This is a genomic window from Fictibacillus sp. B-59209, from assembly GCF_036216745.1.
GTDB lineage: Bacteria > Bacillota > Bacilli > Bacillales > Fictibacillaceae > Fictibacillus_C > Fictibacillus_C marinisediminis.
Window position 1 is genome coordinate 1 of the sequence record NZ_JARMMC010000021.1, and the last position, 15,963, is coordinate 15,963.

The 15,963-nt window shown below is 35.9% G+C and carries 14 protein-coding genes, 1 rRNA gene and 1 pseudogene; 14 read left to right on the plus strand and 2 right to left on the minus strand.

Annotation, left to right across the window (positions count from 1 at the left end; translation table 11 throughout):
* Positions 1–60 precede the first annotated feature (60 nt).
* The 10 genes and pseudogenes from rrf to P4361_RS17790 all read left to right on the plus strand — a co-directional run bounded on the left by rrf (position 61) and on the right by P4361_RS17790 (position 9,182).
* A 5S ribosomal RNA gene (rrf, locus tag P4361_RS17745) occupies positions 61–176 on the plus strand.
* Between the two features lie 99 nt (positions 177–275).
* Positions 276–471 (plus strand): annotated as a pseudogene (locus P4361_RS17750) (cation:dicarboxylate symporter family transporter); the annotation flags it as partial.
* Between the two features lie 425 nt (positions 472–896).
* Positions 897–2,015 carry a tyrosine-type recombinase/integrase gene (locus P4361_RS17755; RefSeq protein WP_328090296.1) on the plus strand — a complete coding sequence of 373 codons (1,119 nt, stop codon included), beginning with the start codon at positions 897–899 and terminating at the stop codon, positions 2,013–2,015.
* A 382-nt stretch (positions 2,016–2,397) separates the two neighbouring features.
* On the plus strand, positions 2,398–3,195 hold the full coding sequence (locus P4361_RS17760) for a hypothetical protein (RefSeq protein WP_328090297.1): 798 nt from the start codon (positions 2,398–2,400) through the stop codon (positions 3,193–3,195).
* 566 nt (positions 3,196–3,761) lie between these two features.
* The gene (locus tag P4361_RS17765; protein ID WP_328090298.1) at positions 3,762–4,802 is read left to right on the plus strand and encodes a nucleotidyltransferase; all 1,041 of its coding nucleotides are present in this window, start codon (positions 3,762–3,764) and stop codon (positions 4,800–4,802) included.
* Complete coding sequence (locus P4361_RS17770; RefSeq protein ID WP_328090299.1) at positions 4,802–6,673, plus strand: ThiF family adenylyltransferase; 1,872 nt, start codon at positions 4,802–4,804, stop codon at positions 6,671–6,673. Before P4361_RS17765 ends, P4361_RS17770 begins: the two co-directional genes overlap by 1 nt.
* Positions 6,674–6,722: 49 nt before the next feature.
* The gene (locus P4361_RS17775) at positions 6,723–7,133 is read left to right on the plus strand and encodes a Mov34/MPN/PAD-1 family protein (protein WP_328090300.1); all 411 of its coding nucleotides are present in this window, start codon (positions 6,723–6,725) and stop codon (positions 7,131–7,133) included.
* Between the two features lies 1 nt (position 7,134).
* Positions 7,135–7,416, plus strand: a complete 282-nt coding sequence (locus P4361_RS17780) for a hypothetical protein (protein WP_328090301.1) — start codon at positions 7,135–7,137, stop codon at positions 7,414–7,416.
* Between the two features lie 55 nt (positions 7,417–7,471).
* Complete coding sequence (locus P4361_RS17785; RefSeq protein WP_328090302.1) at positions 7,472–8,260, plus strand: SAVED domain-containing protein; 789 nt, start codon at positions 7,472–7,474, stop codon at positions 8,258–8,260.
* A 73-nt stretch (positions 8,261–8,333) separates the two neighbouring features.
* Complete coding sequence (locus P4361_RS17790) at positions 8,334–9,182, plus strand: DUF5677 domain-containing protein (protein ID WP_328090303.1); 849 nt, start codon at positions 8,334–8,336, stop codon at positions 9,180–9,182.
* Between the two features lie 871 nt (positions 9,183–10,053).
* Here P4361_RS17790 and P4361_RS23290 read toward each other — a convergent pair.
* Both P4361_RS23290 and P4361_RS17795 read right to left on the minus strand, forming a co-directional pair.
* A complete protein-coding gene (locus tag P4361_RS23290; protein WP_425590283.1) occupies positions 10,054–10,320 on the minus strand; it encodes a DUF1643 domain-containing protein in 267 nt (88 codons plus the stop codon).
* 566 nt (positions 10,321–10,886) lie between these two features.
* Positions 10,887–11,159, minus strand: coding sequence for a stage V sporulation protein S (locus tag P4361_RS17795; protein WP_091003520.1), 273 nt, complete (start codon positions 11,157–11,159; stop codon positions 10,887–10,889).
* Positions 11,160–11,508: 349 nt separating this feature from the next.
* On the opposite strand from P4361_RS17795, the gene P4361_RS17800 reads away from it, so the two are divergent.
* The 4 genes from P4361_RS17800 (at position 11,509) to P4361_RS17815 (ending at position 15,963) form a co-directional block, all read left to right on the plus strand.
* Positions 11,509–11,682: a hypothetical protein gene (locus tag P4361_RS17800; protein WP_425590280.1), complete on the plus strand. Its 174-nt coding sequence runs from the start codon at positions 11,509–11,511 to the stop codon at positions 11,680–11,682.
* Between the two features lie 899 nt (positions 11,683–12,581).
* Positions 12,582–13,142: a restriction endonuclease subunit S gene (locus P4361_RS17805; RefSeq protein ID WP_328090305.1), complete on the plus strand. Its 561-nt coding sequence runs from the start codon at positions 12,582–12,584 to the stop codon at positions 13,140–13,142.
* Positions 13,143–13,169: 27 nt separating this feature from the next.
* On the plus strand, positions 13,170–14,762 hold the full coding sequence (locus tag P4361_RS17810) for a type I restriction-modification system subunit M (RefSeq protein WP_328090306.1): 1,593 nt from the start codon (positions 13,170–13,172) through the stop codon (positions 14,760–14,762).
* Positions 14,752–15,963 (plus strand): restriction endonuclease subunit S, encoded by a 1,212-nt coding sequence (locus P4361_RS17815; RefSeq protein ID WP_328090307.1) that lies wholly within the window; start codon positions 14,752–14,754, stop codon positions 15,961–15,963. The genes P4361_RS17810 and P4361_RS17815 overlap by 11 nt, the downstream gene beginning before the upstream one ends.

Consider the following 15,963-nt stretch of genomic DNA (forward strand, 5'->3'; position numbering starts at 1 on the left):
ATAATCAGAAGTTTGGATGAAGAAGTTATCTAGTTTTGAGGGAATATACCTCAAAATATGTCTGGTGGCGATAGCGAAGAGGTCACACCCGTTCCCATACCGAACACGGAAGTTAAGCTCTTCAGCGCCGATGGTAGTTGGGGGCTTCCCCCTGTAAGAGTAGGACGTTGCCGGGCACGAACGAAGCACTGTTGGAGTTTCCAGCGGTGCTTTTTTTATTGTGAGATCGACAAAGTTTGTTTTCCCTCCCCTTTTGTTCTTTTAAACGAGAGGCAAAGTTGATTGGGGTCGTGTATCTTGGGCTTGCTATTGTTATTTTCGGTTTGTTTCCTGTGATTGCTTGGTTCTTACTTTAAAGTGTTTCTAATGGTATGGGATTCGTTTCTTATCGCATTTTCTATAACAAGTACAGAAACTATTCTTCCGCAGTTAATGAGTAGAATGGAGGCATATGGTTGTTTGAAACGTGTTAGGGCAAATTCGCTGTCTTTTATCTGTCTTCTTTAGGGTAATCATAATAGTTTTACATGTTCTTCATTTTTCAATTCAATCTATCATTCACTCTATTTTTTTTTATTCTTTTGGTTGCAGTTTTCGAATTATTGCTTTTGCCATTCTTCGCGGCTTTAGTTTTTTGTTTTTTGTTGTTGTTTGCCTTTTTTTATCACCTACTCGTTAAATAAAAAAAGATGTGTCGGAGAGGAGCTCTGTGTTGCATTTACCAGGTGGTCATCGGACAATTGCCCATTTAGTTGCAAATGTAGAGAGGGTAGAAAACTAACAAAAACCAACAGAATTTTTGACAGTAAAGATAATTAGATATTATCTTTACTATAGATACAGTTATTAACAAATGCTATACTTAAGAGACAAAGAAACAGAAAAGAGGGTTGCCCGTGGATTTAGTCACCTCTATAACGAATGTAACCAACGAAAAGTACTTAACTCAATTAAAAGAAAAGCTGTTGGAGAAAAACCTGCTCGATGAAAACCGGAACCTAAACCTCGGCGAAAGCAAGGAAGAGGATTTTTTGGAGTGGTTCTTCGCGCTGAAGATCTACAAAGACGGGAGGACTTTTTCGCCGCATACATTAAAGGCGTATAAAGCAGACGCCAAAACGCTGCTGAATTACATGCTGCAGCATAATCTGTCTTTTCGTGACCTCGGGTTTCCGGAAGTGAAGGCCTATAATGAGTACATAAAAAACACCTATGCAAACAAAACAGCAATCCGGAAACTAGACTTCTTTCGCCGGCTGCTGGAGTTTGGCTACGAAACACATTTTTACAAGGCACTGCTCTCCAGATGGATCGTCAAACCAACCGCAAAGAAAGGCCACTATATAATAGAAGAAACTCGTCAAAATGAGGCGCATACTCGTTTCCAATTAAGGGAATTAACCCAGGAAGATGCGGAGCATCTTATTTCGCACTTCTCGAAAATTGTGAAGACGGATACGTACCGTAAGCAGCTGCAAACGCGCAATCTACTCATCGGCTATCTTCTATATACTACAGGCCTACGGGCGAGTGAGCTCCTTAATTTGAACTGGGGAAGTTTTCGGAAGAATCGCAGAGGCAATTTATTAGTGGATGTGATCGGAAAAGGGAATAAACCTCGGACCATTCCGGTTAAGAAAGAAACCAAGGATCTGTTGTTTAACTACCGAGAGACATTACAGGAATCAACAGAACTCAATATGCGAGATACAAGTCCTTTATTTTACTCACTATATAATGAAGAAACTCGATTAAAAAAGAAGCGATTAACTTACCCAGCACTGTATAAAATCGTTAAAACAGCTGTCAAATTAGCAGCGCAAAACACTGCGATTAGTCCTCACTGGTTTCGGCATACTTTTGTAACAGTTATGTTAGAAAATGATGTACCGCTTGCAGTTGTAAAAGATTGGGCAGGCCATTCTGATATTTCAACGACTAATTTATATTTAGAAAGGATAAATCAAGACAATATGGATGTACATCTAGAAAAAGTAAAAGTATTTAATGAGTAACCATTGAAAATAAGTATGTTAATTTATGAGATGTTGGCAGCAACTAAAAATGGCTACCCCAAAAGTGTGTAGGAGTTATTTTATTCGAACATCGGTTCTTAACAACAAAATTGATTTCGCTGACAAGCAAGAAGAAACGTATCGACAGTATTTGTGGCATCATGTAATAATGCCCTAAAAGCCTTGGTATATAAGGGTTATTGAGTAAGATGGAGTGGGAATTTAGTTGTAAAAAAGGAGTGTTTTTAGTGGCAGAATTGAAATTCGTAAGTACAGAACATATAGCCGTACTTTTGGAATCATTAAAGGGTTGGATTAAAGAACTTACCATTAGTTTAATTCCTAATAGTAACCTATTAGATTATAGAAGAGGAGAAAACAGGTGTCTAAAGTCATAAGTCAGTGTATTTTTATTGTGTTTCCATTATTGTTAGCCATTATTTATCCACTGCAAAAAGTAGCATATGGGTGTTTATCGTTACTCACCATAGATACAACGAATTTAGACAATGCAATAAAAAGCATAACTAGTAACGAAACGATAATCTCTATTATTTGCGGAGTAATTTTATCTGTATTCTTTTATTTTTGGAGAAAGAGAGCTAATACTGAAAAATTATTTAATACAGGTAATAGATATAATGACTATCCGTTAGTGATTTATTGGATAGCCGGTAAAATACTAGGATATGGAAAAGTAACTTTAGTAAGAGTGCCTATATATCTTCAGTATAAACTTCTTTTAGCAGATATTTTTCCAAATATTATAGTTGACAGCAATGTAGAAAACAAAGAGAAGGCTGTTAGTGTCATTGAAAAAAATATGGAACAACCCTTTAATGAACTAAATCTCATACTAGTAGATACCTATGAAATTACAGAGGATCAAATTCCATTAAATAAACTAAATTTACCAACAGTCATTATTCAAAATGGTAATGATTTTGGAGGTCATCGTTGTTTCAATCCTGAATTTGTAAAAATGATTAGAGAAAAAACAAACCTATATAGCAAAACTTTTAAAAAAGTTAATATTTTTTCTACTACTAATACAAATCATAATGAAGCGATTATTTCTAAAAGCTTTAAAAATGGGAATAGAACGGGATTTAAAAATATCGCAGTATATCAAGCAAATAGAGACGATTTTTGTTTTACTGAGGAACATAAAGTCCTTTAATTATTTTCAAATATTTAGGGTGGAGTCGAATGTCTAAGTTTTCATAGAAAGGGTATGAATATAGGTCTTCCAAAGTACCTTTTCATACAGCAATTCCTCCTATATCTTTCATTAATAGCAAACAAAAAACAACAGTGTCTGCTGTTGTTTTTTGCGTTGAGATTCACTGGTTTTGATCCTCTCAATCCGGATTTATCTTCTTACGCGTTTAAGTTTCAGATGCTATAAAAATATATATACTTAAAAAAGATTAACAATAGAAGGTACAAAAAAAATCTTGCTATAATGTATTAAGTAATTGTTCCCTATATAGCTTATAAGGCATATCGCTGTAAACACCTTCCTATTTGGTTCTTGAATTCAAGGCATCTTCCGTTCGTTCCTTTTTAGCTTAAAAGAACTTTAAGTTAAAGTGCTCAACCATTAAACTTTCAAAGATAATATAGGGATACGATTAATTAGTAGTAATTCATATATATCAGAAATGAATACTTGTATCTATAAACATCCTTTTTGTTATGATACAATTTCCTCATAAGTAAAAAAATGTATTGGGGGAAAATCGCTTGGCAGATTGTCGAACGCAATTCAATGACTTTCACGATACGATTAGATTGAAGGAGGAAGACGAAATTCTGCGTACCAAACGCGATATCATTAAAGAAAAGATCAAGGAAAAACTTCCGGAAGAAGTTTCGTATGAATTTGAAGTGTTTAATCAGGGTTCCTATGCAATGAGAACCGGAATAAAACCCCTGGATTCTGATTATGACATCGATATAGGACTATATTTCGATATGTCCAGGGATGATGTGGAGCCCGTTACGGCGAAAAATTGGATTTATAATGCACTAAAAGACCATACAGGAAATGTAAAGATCAAAAACCCTTGTGTAACCGTGTCCTATGAAGAAGGCTACCACGTCGATATCACGGTATATGCGGTGAATAATACGGACGGGAAGGTGTACCTGGCAAAGGGGAAGCCTACAAGTATTACTGATGACAAAAAGTGGGATGAATCCAATCCAAAAGATTTGATTAATGAGGTCAGATATCACCTGTATACCCAAGAGGACCGCAAACAATTTAGAAGGGTGGTACGATACCTTAAGCGTTGGAAAGATGTCAATTTTTCCTCTGTCAATGGGAAACCCACCGGTATCGCATTAACATCGTGCGCCTATCATTGGTTGACCATTCAAAAAGATACCAATGCCTTTTCTGGCCATTCAACCTATAGAGATTTAGATGCACTGCTCGGTCTTGTTGTATCAATGATCAATAATTTTGAACCGGAGTACGTGTATGTAGATGGGGAATATCAATCTATGCCACGTTTGAAAGTTGAACTACCGGTAGAACCAAGACCTGAACTCTTTGAGAAAATGACACCCAAACAGATGAAGACATTCAAAGAAAAGTTAGAGTCACTACTAACTGCACTTCAGGAGGCGAAATATGAGCTAGATCCTACTGATGCAGCTGAACTATTGAGGAATCAATTCGGGGATGACTTTCCGGTTCCGCCCAAGCCGTCGACCGGTAAAAAGGCAATGGCAGCTCCAGTTATACCGAGCTCTGAATCAGCAAGTGAGTGTAACTAATGCGCATTCCTTTTAAGGACCTTCAATCCGATATTGAAGAGATTGAGCAGAACCTATTACTCTCTATGAGATTGCTTAATGATGTAAACCTGGATGATTATCCTTTCTGTGACACAGTAGCTGAGATCGAAGTTTTGGTTTGTGGGGAACCCGCTGTTTTTACGATTGGTTTCCCCACACTATTTCCACATACGTTACCTCTTTTTTTCGATAAAGGAAACGTGTTTGGTACGATTCCTCACAAAACATCGGATGGGTTTTTATGTTATACCCGCAGTGATTCAGTGATCATCGATTCCCGCTATCCCGGTTCCTTGTTATTGGTATGTTTGAAAAAAGTCGTGCAGGTCATTGAAGCCGGGCTCAAGAAAGAAAACACGGATGAATTTTCGGTAGAATTCGAGGCGTACTGGAAAGAGAAACACAATCTCGCGGTTTTTGCGTATGTGGACACCACCAATACCAGAGCCAGAGAACTGGATTTATGGTACAAAGAAACACAAGCAAAGGACCCGGTAGTGATTTGTGCTGAAAAAGGCGACAATGTGGAATCAGCGATCCAACAACTCTTTCATATCGACGTAAAAGACGCTAAGAAATTTAGATGCATCTATCTTCCGTTGAAAGAGAGATCTTTTTTATCCCCTCCAGATCCGGACAACAGGTGGGACTTTACGGTCTTTAAACAGAACCTCGTAAAAAATCTTACGGATACCAATCGAAAAGCCTATACCAAGCTCATTCAAAAACCAGTGGCTGATGTAAAACCTGGTCTTGAATTTGTCATCAGTGGGTTACCTCTCGAAAATGGAAATGTAGCGTTATTCGGTGGAACGATGTCGGGAAATACCATCGTTACCAAAGCATTAGCACAACCTAAGAACCAACGTATCCAGGTGCACCCGTTTGTATGGAAACCCAAAAACTCTGAGTTCTTACGTGCTACGATTAAGCGATGGCATCCCAATCATCTGTTAAACCGAACTGGCGGCCAGATGGAATTGACCGACAAGCACATTTTAATCGCTGGAGTGGGGTCTGTGGGAAGTGAAGTGGCCACACGTTTAGCAAAAGCCGGCATTGGCAAGCTGACACTGGTAGATTGGGATGTAATGGAAGTAGACAATATCCACCGTCATTCTCTGGGAGCCGATCAAGTGTATACGTTCAATGAAAAAGAGGGACTGCTGAACAAGCCAAAGGTATGGGGATTAAAAGAAGAGCTCAACAGAAAATACCCTTTTACGGATATCGTGATGAAGGGAAGGAGTTTCCTCAACATTCTGGAAGAAGTGGACCTGATGCAGCACGACATTGACCTACTGATCGTGGCTATTGGTTCTCCCAATACGGAAATGCTGATTAATCAAACATTGCATCAATTAGAGAACCCACCCCCAACCTTGTACACGTGGGTGGAACCCCTCGGCATTGGCGGCCACACCTTAGTCACGTTGAACCAGGACAGAGAAGGTTGCTACCAATGTCTATTTCAGCCAGACGATGAGGGTGAATCCATCAAGAACCAATCCGCTTTTGCTGAAGCCGGCCAAGAGTTTGCAAAATCCATCACAGGGTGTGGATCCGTATTTACGCCCTATAGTTTTCTGGATAGTGAAAGGTCGGCGATGTTGACGGTTGAAACTGCCATTAAGACCCTGATGGGAGAGTTATCCGGGAACCCCATCCTTTCCTGGAAAGGAGATGATCGGCTCTTTAAGCAAGGTGGATTTATCACTAGAAAAAGATATTCATTTTCAAGCAAGAAATTAGATGAAACCAAGTATATGTACAAAGACGACCGGTGCCCGGTGTGCTCAGAAGAAGGAAGGGATATCCATCCAAACCCGGAAAGAGAAGGAAGTCTATAAGTTACCTCACAATAAGACCTTGTATATACGTCCGGAAGCCATCGATAAGATGAATCAATACAAGCAAGTAAGGCAGCGGGACAAAGAAGCAGGTGGCATACTCATCGGTCGGATACTACTGGAGGATGGAAATTATATTATTGATGATGTATCTGAACCGATGCCGGACGATAAAAGAACCCGAACCCGCTTTAGCCGAAAACCAGCCGCGCACCAAGAGTATTTTGATCAAATTTGGGATGAAGCGGATGGCCGGTGCTTTTATTTAGGAGAATGGCATACTCATCCGGAAGATGTACCTCACCCTTCATCTATTGACCATAAGAATTGGAAAAGACTTTTGGGTGAGGATTTTGAACCGGACTATTTGTTTTTTATCATCATTGGAATTAAAGAAACAAGAGTATGGTTCGGTGAGAAATCCTCGTCAACGATAAATGAACTTGTAAGGAGAGTTTGAATTGTCCAAAAAAGCAACTGAAAAAATACCCAGAAGAAAACTAAAGCCCGTTGAAAATGCCTATTTGTGGGTCAAATCAGGTGGAATATGTACGTACGAAACTTGCAATAAAGAGTTAATTGAAACAGCTGAAGAAACGCTAACCAATGCAGGGATAATCGCTCATATTATAGGTCACGCAGAAAATTCTCCCCGCCACGAGTATATGGAACAATACGGATTTACCCAGGAGCAATTAGAAGATGTGAATAATTTAATGCTAATGTGCTATAACACATTCTAAGCGAATCGATGATGACCACACAAAGGACCAATACCCCCCGGACCGTTTATTCCAAATGAAGAAGTACCACGAAGATCAAATTAAAGCGTTACTTGGAATTCAAGACAAAAATAGTGTTGCTTTAATCCACAAGCGCTTTGGCGGCCCCATTTTTAATATGGAAATTGAAGGAGGTCCGCCTTATATCCTCCTAGATATTGTAGAGGATCAAACAGAGTTTGTAGATTCTACACAAAAGGGGTGGGAAAAAGGAGTAGAGGAAAACAAGGATCTTGTCGAGCGTTTCAAACAAAAGATAAGAGAGAAGGATGCTAAAGTAGGTGAGGTGTTTCCATTATCACCGATACCCTTGCTAATCCATCTTGGATCCCTATTAACGGATACTGTCCCTTATCCTATCTATCAATTCAATCGAGAAACAGGATATTGGGTGGCTGAACATCCTGGTTTTAGTCCTGAGCTAACATTAACCAGTACGAAAGATCTCAAGAATAAAAAAGAATTGGCCGTGCTAGTATCTATAAGCGGCAAGGTCAAATGTGAATATGTTGATGAAGTATTGGAAGAACCATATGATGCAATCTCGTTCGAAATCAATGACCCAGGGGTAAATAGAGTTGTTTATCGAGATGATGTTAGAAGGATTCAAGTAAAAGTGAAAGAAGACATTGAGCAACTGTTGCAAGAGCACAACTATGACAAAATGCATTTGTTTTACGACGGGCCTGCTGGACTGGCAATTGAATTAGGAAGAGGTATTAATTCTAATATGTGGCCAGAGGTAAGTTTATATGATTATAAGGTGAGGAGAACACCGAAGTACCAAAAGGCGTTCTCAATATAAACAGATAAATCATAGGGTTTAATTTGCTCAACCACAACTGCAAAATGAATGAATTGATTGGGGATAGCTAGTAGTGGAAAACGTTGATTATCAAAAGCAGCTTGATAAGTTTATTAATAAATTTATTTTTAGATCTCGTGATTTTGTTTGGTATGCGGCTCATATTTATGGATTTACTGAATTAATGATGACTGGTGAAAAGAGCTCTAAATTCACATATGACCACGAGTATTTTAACTTTACAAAAAGCACTAAAACCTTAATCAGCATACGGGAATTGTTGAAAATCGGAAATAATGAAGATGTTCTAATACTAATAAGAAGTATGTTTGAAAATTACTTAAGCAGCAGATATCTAAATGAAAATGACGATTTCATCGACCAATTGATTACTTTCCCTTTAAACCTTTTCACTGCAACATATAACGTTAATGAAAATGGAGAAATACTTGATCGTTCAGGAGTAAAACTTGGAGAATTAATAAATCCCAGCAAGTTTAAATCGGGAAAAGATAAATTATATTATTATAAATTTTATGGTTTTCTCTCCCCTTTCACTCATAGTAACTTTGGAATTATTGACTACTATTTAGACGGAAATTTAAGTTTTACAGTTGAAAAGGAAAATTATCCATTTCTTGTTAGGTTTTTCGTATTGTTTGTATTTACAAAAATTTTTGAACATATTGTTACAGTTGATGGGGAAGAATTTATTAACAGAAGAACGGAAAAAGAATGCTACAAGCTAGTTGAGGAGTCAATTAAGTTTCAAGACAAAATAATTCCTCTTCTTATTAATGAATTTAAATCTAATGAGGAAAATGTGAAATTCTATAATAAAAGAATGAGAGAAATGTTAAAAGAAATGAAAAAATCTCTTAGAGAAGAATTAGGAAGTGTAGACAAGGCTTTTCTAGATTGACAGACGGGATTATGGTACATAAAACTTTGGGAAAAGATTTATATAAATTACTCACAAGAAATCCGGCTATTTATGTCTTTTTTCAGGGCTAGATAGTTTTAGCAACAGTACGGTTAATTGACACAATTGTGAAATGAAAGCTCAATAAAACAAAGGAATTAATTCGGTTATTTCCTTTGTTTTACACGTAATGTAAAACATCAATTTAACGATTGCGATCAGAATTTAGCATAGTGTTTTCGAATTAATATATCAATAGGTAAGGTTAAGGAAGTAGATAAAAACGAACAATATTTTCAACGTAATTTACAAAAAAACAATTACAACTGAAGAATTTTAGACTTTGTCAATTTTTTTATCCGAGTTCTTCAAGTACCCTGGTACTACTTGCGTTTACTTCGCAGAGAACTGTTCCGCAAAATCCACATTTTAGATTTACATACTTGTATCGATCATTAGTTGGTATTACCTCATAAATATATAACTGTTCACAGGTACGACACCTGATTATATAACTATTTTCAAATTTTCTAGCTTTTTCAAAAAAGCCCGCAGAAGGTCGTATATTTCTGATTTGCATTATTCTTACCTCGCTTTACATATATATTTTAAATATAATGAGATTAATAAAAAGTTGTCTATTTTTGAATTAATAGCGGTAAGGTGAATTAGGTCACAAAAAATATAAATCTCCCTTTTTATTCATAAAGCAATCCTTTAATTTAGTTTCAGTAGTTAAGTATCTTGGATATTTTGGTTGAAGATTGTCATATTAGTCAAAGCATTTTAATGTCGTTATAATTAATAAGCAGCTCTTTAAATTTTGAATTTCAACTGACTATGGACCCCTTTTTTCCCCAAGCTAAGACAATCATTGTAGAAGTTTCAACGCATTTTTAATGTACTTGAAATTCATTGAATCAAATTTCTTAAATTCATTTTCTAATTCTTTTTGACTATTACTTATCTTTGGAAATAGATTTACTACTTGAAACCCACCAATATCTTCTTCATTTATGACGATTTCAACACATTTACTGAGAGATTGTACTAATAAAAAAGGATTTGGATCAAGAGTCCGAGGGTTATACATAATAATAGTCGCTTTATCTTTTTGATTATTCCAAATACGTTTGATTGAATATCTACAATCTTTGTTTAAATATTGTCCCTTCTAAACCTCCATTTAAGGTATATTTTACCATTCGATGTGTATTCCCATTATAATCTATTTTGTACTGTGATTTGCACTGTTTTTAAATTTTTGAAGTAATAAAATTTCCATTTAATTTTAATCGCTTTTCTTTGATTTAAAGATGCATAAGTCTGTTCTAGATGATGTTGAAAAGACCTTATAAATGTGGTGAATCCTTTAATTCCTGTAAATAACCCTATTATGTATAGTCTATGACAATACCTCTATGACTAATTAAAAATTATCCGGCTATTTCTTAATTTATTAATGAGATAGCTATACAATAGGCGAGGAAAATAATCCGGTTAAATATGACTTTTCAAAAGATTCAATGTTTTCTTTTAGCAGCAATCCGGTTAATTTTGAAACAAATGTGAATTTAAGGCTCTATGCAACAAGGAATCAATCCGGATAATTTTGATGTTTAACAATCCCATATTAAAATTAAAAACCTTTTGTCAAGGCATACAAAAGAAGCCTGTTAAACAGGTTTTTTACATAATGAAAATCTATCGTTTTTTTCTTGGATCTACCCTTAATTTTATTGCAGTTTTTTCTTGATTATCGATTAAAATAGTTATAAAACCAGGAACAAAGACCAAATCAAGACCAGCGGGAGCTACGAATCCTCTTGCAATTGCAATGGCTTTAATCGCTTGATTTAATGCACCGGCTCCCAACACTTGAATTTCTACAGTACCTGTCTCCCTAACTACGCCTGCTATTGCGCCCGCAACTGAACTCGGCTTTGATTTTGATGATACTTTTAATAGATTATCCATATACCTGGGTCCCCCTGTTATTTGATCGCATTGATTGGATTACTAGAAGGAATATATATTCATATCTAAATCAAACAGAAACTATTAAAGCGTGATACTCATGGAATGTAAGGTCATTAAAGGGCGAATTGATTTAAAAACCTTTCGCGATTTCTGTGAACAGCTGAATCTAGTTCCTTACATTCTACATCTTGTTTCTATAGAAACTATCTTTTTCATTAGACACGGATTTGTTCTGTATATTAATAGTACTGGAATGACTTTGTACTCATCATAAAGATGATCATTTACAGTTCTTCTTTTTTTCATGTTTAATCTTTGTATCAAAGAAAGACAAGGAGTGGATCCATTGGAACCTAATTTATCAGCAAAAGAAGTGATCATGCAGATTCAGGAGCTTGAAAACAGGGGAAATTCATTAAGCAAAAAACAAGTGAAACAAACTTATCCTGAACTCATGCGTAGTGCCTTATATTACTATCCGAGTTGGCTACATGCACTTGATGTAAGTAGCATAAGTTGACGAGAGCCCTGTCCAAGGACAGGGCCCTCGGCCGTTCTAAGATGGATTACAGGCCATTAAATACCAAAAGGGGAGGTGGTTTCGTGTTCGTAGCACCTTATCATAATTATGGTGTTGTTGCTATTTAGTTGCTATTTAGCAGTAGATGATACTTTTGAGTAACCTTTTTGACTGTTAATAATTAGGACAAACTGAATAGCCTTAGTGAATCATAAGCTAACCGTCTGGAAAAGTACACTTTTACGAACGGGTCTTTTTTAAATTTAATCGGTTTTTTTTTTTCGTTCGTTTAAGTCGGAAAATTATTTACGAACGGACGCGGTTTTCAATCCACTAGGTTTCTCTGAAAAATCAAAAGGAATGGATGTTAAAGTAATGATGTATATGGGATGGTATAACTAACTCCATCATGACATGTAGGGAGTTAAAATAGTAATAGTCATTTGGTTAGAATTCCGGATTATGGATTACCTAGCCAAACAAACAAATATGTAATAGCTCTAAAGGTGAAACGTCAAAAGGAGCAGCTTCATTATTTTAAAACAAGCAGCTATCAGCAAAGCGGTAAGGTAGTTCAATCAGTAAATACCAATATCGAATAAAGTTTCAATAATCAACTTTCTCAAGTAAAAGATAATGATTACCCATGCGTATCTAATAAAATCCTCCCTTTTGGTATTGATATATGAAAATAAGTTATGATACTGATTTATATATTCATTTTACTGTCCAACTAAAACAGTATTATTTCTTAAAGTTATGACACCCTACTTATTTTATCATCAGTCCAAAACATAAAGTAATTCTTTAAAATTACAAAATTAGTATTGACGAATTCACTTTATATTGATATTTTTAATATGTAATTCTAAAGAAATACATAAAAAAGAGGGCGGGATATGAAACTTGAAGATGTGGTAACTGTTAAAATTGGAAGGAATCTTTCAAGGGGAAACGAGAAAAATGATCTAACTCTAGTTGCTTATTCATATGAGGATTTAATCCATGATTTAGATGGTTTATTTCTAGACTCTAAAACTCGTACTAGTGTTGATAATCAATACGACGGCTACCTGAGTAATGCTGGAGAAGTTGTTTTCAGCTTTGTTAGTTCCAAAGCCGGGATTGTAAGTGACTTAAACCAAGGGAAGATCCTTAACCAGAATTTTGCGAAACTCATTATTGAACATGATGGATTGGATAGCAGCTATTTATGCTATGCATTGAATGAATCTTACTCAATGAAAAAGCAAATGGCCATTTCCATGCAAGGAAGTACTGTACCGAAATTGACTCCAGCCATATTAAAAGAGTTGGAAATCAAGCTTCCAACTCTTGAGAAACAACGGACGATTGGAAAAGCTTATTTCTTTTTAAGAAAGCAGCAAGCTTTGGCTAAGAAACAAGCAGAACTTGAAGAGCAACTGTATTTAGAAGTATTGAAAAAACTAGACCAATAGACTAACAAAAGAAGTGAGGAACATAACATGGCAGGATTAAACAAAAAACTTTTTAGTGCCGCGGATAACTTGCGAAGCAAAATGGATGCGTCAGAATACAAAAACTACTTATTAGGATTGATCTTTTACAAATACTTATCTGATAAATTGTTAGAAAAAGTTGTTGAAATAGCAGATGAATCACTTGAAGAATACAACACCCAAGATAAACAAACTCAATTGTATAGGAATTTGTTAGCAGACGAAGAGATAAAAGATGATTTAATTGAAACGCTAGTAGACACGTTGGGCTATGATATTGTGTCAGAACATTTATTCAATGTATTAACCAATCAAGCGAAACAAAATACGTTTCAGTTGATTGACTTGAATAAAGCTTTTATTGATTTGTCTACGAAATATGATCAATTTAATGGATTGTTTGACGATGTGGATTTGAAATCAAAAAAGCTGGGTTCGGATGATCAACAACGAAACATTACCATTACAGAAGTACTAAAGAAACTAAATGATGTCGATTTAATGGGACATAATGGCGATGTTATTGGGGATGCCTATGAGTTCTTGATCGGCCAATTTGCCTCAGAAGCTGGTAAGAAAGCCGGAGAATTCTATACACCTCATGAAGTTTCTGATATGATGGCTCGCATTGCCGCATTGGGTCAAGAAGATAAAAAATTGTTTAGCGTATATGACCCAACCATGGGATCAGGCTCTTTAAAGTTGAATATTCGAAACTATATCAACCATCCAGATAGTGTAAAGTACCATGGACAAGAACTAAATACAACGACCTTTAACTTAGCGAAGATGAACTTGATCTTGCACGGTGTAAAAAAAGAAGATATGCGTTTACGCAATGGAGATACTTTGAACAAAGATTGGCCGACTGATGAGCCATATACCTTTGATTCGGTTCTTATGAATCCACCCTACTCTGCAAAATGGTCAGCAGATGATACATTCTTAGATGATTCTCGTTTTAATCGTTATGGGAAGTTAGCTCCAAAATCAAAAGCAGACTTTGCTTTCCTGTTACATGGGTTTTATCATTTGAAAGATTCGGGAACGATGGCAATCGTGTTACCACACGGGGTACTGTTCCGTGGAGCTGCAGAAGGTGTCATTCGGAAGAAACTTTTAGAAGATGGCAGTATTGATGCCGTAATTGGCATGCCAGCAAACTTATTTTTTGGGACATCGATCCCAACAACAGTCATAATCTTGAAGAAAAATCGTGGAACACGTGATGTCCTATTTATAGATGCGAGTAAAGAGTTTATAAAAGGAAAGAACCAAAATAAACTTTCTAAAGAAAACATTGATAAGGTTGTAGAAACGTATAGAAATCGAGAAAGTGTTGTTAAATACTCCCACGTCGCAAGTTTTGATGAAATCAAAGAGAATGATTTTAATTTGAACATCCCTCGTTATGTAGATACATTCGAGGAAGAAACTACTGTGGATATGGCATCAATTGGATCAACTATCAAAGACATTCGAAAAGAAAAATCAGAACTAGAGTCTAATCTATATGACATGATTTCTTCGCTTCAGTTTGATGAAGAAAACGCAGAATGGATCAAGGGTGCATTAGAGGTGTTTAAAAGTGAAAAGTAAGCTAAAACCAGAAGTTAGGTTCCCCGGATTTACTGGAGATTGGGAACAGCAAAAGATTGGTGAATATTTGAAAGAAAGCAGAATTCCAGGAACAAATGGTCTTAAGGCAAAAAAATTAACCGTTAAACTTTGGGGTAAAGGTGTCGTTCCTAAAGAAGAAGTTTATAAAGGAAGTGAATCAACTAAATACTATATTCGCAAGTCCGGCCAATTTATCTATGGAAAGCTAGATTTCCTCCATCAAGCTTTTGGTATTATTCCTGATAAGCTTGATGGATATGAATCCACTTTAGATTCACCTGCCTTTGATATAGCAGATAATCTCGACCCATTATTCTTTCATGAATATGTATCAAGAAAACAATTTTATATATATCAAGGAACTCTTGCTAATGGTTCTAGAAAAGCTAAAAGAATTCACTCAGAAACATTTTTGGAGATGCCTTTGTTAGTACCAACCGAGGAGGAACAAACTAACTTAGGAATCTTCTTTAAAAATCTAGATGATACTATTGCTCTTCAGCAGCAAGAACTAACCACCCTTAAACAAACAAAACAAGGATTCTTGCAAAAAATGTTTCCAAAAGAAGGGGAGTCTGTACCGGAAGTTCGTTTCCCAGGATTTAGTGGAGATTGGGTGGAAAAGGAATTAAAAGAAATAAGTATTAGGATTACTAAAGGAACAACTCCAGCAGATAAATCATGGGAAGGCACGATTAAATATATAAAAACAGATAGTATTAATTCTATAAATGGAAATATCGAAAATACCTCACGAATAAGTAAAAAAGAACATGAAAGTAACTTAAAACGTTCAAAATTAAAGATTAATGATATATTATTTTCAATTGTCGGAACGTTAGGTAGAGTTGGGATTGTAAAAGAAAAAGATTTACCCGCTAACACTAACCAACAAATTTGTATCATTCGTTTGAGTGAGGGTGATATAAACTTTATATTAATGGCTTTGAAAACACCGTCGATTGAAAAATTCATAAAAAGCGATGCAACTATTGGGGCGCAACCAAGTATTTCTTTATGGCAAATGGAAGCCTTAAAAGTTCCGTACCCACAAATCGATGAACAACAAAAAATCGGTAACTTTTTTAAACAACTAGACGACACGATCGCTCTTTATCAACGTGAATTAGATGCATTAAAAGAAACGAAAAAAGCATTCCTACAAAAGATGTTTGCTTAA

Excerpts from the sequence above, each read along its gene's own strand:
- P4361_RS17770 (WP_328090299.1), top strand. The coding sequence starts at position 4,802 with ATGCGCATTCCTTTTAAGGACCTTCAATCCGATATTGAAGAGATTGAG.
- P4361_RS17775 (WP_328090300.1), top strand. The coding sequence starts at position 6,723 with ATGAATCAATACAAGCAAGTAAGGCAGCGGGACAAAGAAGCAGGTGGC.
- P4361_RS17785 (WP_328090302.1), top strand. The coding sequence starts at position 7,472 with ATGAAGAAGTACCACGAAGATCAAATTAAAGCGTTACTTGGAATTCAA.
- P4361_RS17795 (WP_091003520.1), bottom strand. The coding sequence starts at position 11,159 with ATGGATAATCTATTAAAAGTATCATCAAAATCAAAGCCGAGTTCAGTT.
- P4361_RS17805 (WP_328090305.1), top strand. The coding sequence starts at position 12,582 with ATGAAACTTGAAGATGTGGTAACTGTTAAAATTGGAAGGAATCTTTCA.
- P4361_RS17810 (WP_328090306.1), top strand. The coding sequence starts at position 13,170 with ATGGCAGGATTAAACAAAAAACTTTTTAGTGCCGCGGATAACTTGCGA.